Source organism: Kocuria sp. CH-021, from assembly GCF_049716185.1.
GTDB classification, from domain to species: Bacteria; Actinomycetota; Actinomycetes; order Actinomycetales; family Micrococcaceae; genus Kocuria; species Kocuria cellulosilytica.
The window spans coordinates 1-224 of record NZ_JBNAFK010000076.1 but is presented as its reverse complement, the minus strand read 5'-3'; the positions used below and the strand labels follow the sequence as shown (position 1 = coordinate 224).

The following is a 224-nucleotide window of genomic DNA, read 5'->3' as shown; positions in this document are numbered from 1 at the left end:
GGGCCGTAGGGGAACTTGGTGATGTTCTCCACGGTGTCCTGACCGATGACGAGGATGTCGTGCTCGCGGTAGCCGCCGGCGCCGGGTTCGCCCTCGGGGATCGTGATCATCGGTTCCATGGACACGACCATGCCCGGCTCCAGGACCGTGTCGATGTCCTCGCGCAGCTCCAGGCCGGCCTCGCGGCCGTAGTAGTGGGAGAGCACCCCGAAGGAGTGGCCGTA

The 224-nt window shown here is 67.0% G+C and carries 1 protein-coding gene; it reads right to left on the bottom strand.

Translation table 11 applies throughout. From position 1 onward, the window contains the following. Positions 1-224 (bottom strand): M24 family metallopeptidase (locus ACPYN7_RS18090; RefSeq protein ID WP_424348570.1); only part of this gene is annotated, 224 nt, incomplete at both ends.